Source organism: Neisseria sp. SLRRB23, from assembly GCF_050896295.1.
In the GTDB taxonomy this organism is placed as follows: domain Bacteria; phylum Pseudomonadota; class Gammaproteobacteria; order Burkholderiales; family Neisseriaceae; genus Neisseria.
This window is the reverse complement of sequence record NZ_JBPBFH010000109.1, coordinates 1-400: the sequence shown is the minus strand read 5'-3', so window position 1 is coordinate 400 and position 400 is coordinate 1. Positions and strand designations below refer to the sequence as shown.

General features: G+C 56.1%; 2 pseudogenes. Both read left to right on the top strand.

Going from position 1 to position 400, the window contains the following annotated elements:
• A pseudogene (locus tag ACRPFF_RS11315) lies at nucleotides 1-135 on the top strand (hypothetical protein); the annotation flags it as partial.
• Nucleotides 133-273 (top strand): annotated as a pseudogene (locus ACRPFF_RS11310) (DNA polymerase III subunit epsilon); the annotation flags it as partial. The pseudogenes ACRPFF_RS11315 and ACRPFF_RS11310, both read left to right, overlap by 3 nt.
• Nucleotides 274-400: the final 127 nt, after the last annotated feature.

The following is a 400-nucleotide window of genomic DNA, read 5'->3' as shown; positions in this document are numbered from 1 at the left end:
ACCAAAGAAGCCGACGGTCAATGGCTGGTGTCGTTGAACAAAGTCTCTAAAGACCGCGTCTTGAATGCTGGTCCTTTGAAACCCGAGTGTGACCAATTGATCGACATCTCCGGCGACGAAATGCGTTTGGTACACGNCAAAAACCTGCACCTCTATGTCCACCCCGAGCGCGATATGCCCGAAGAGGCGGCACGCGTCCACGGCTTGACGATACAGGTTTTGGAAGAGAAAAACGCGCCGCCGTTTGCAGAGGTCGGCAGGCAGCCGACAGATAGGCGAACCCAAGCTCGCCATTCCCTTCGTACTCGGCATTATTGCCGGCGGCCTTGTCGATTTAGACAACCGCCTGACCGGACGGCGGAAAAACATCATTGCCTCCCTCGCCCTTTTCACCCTCTCC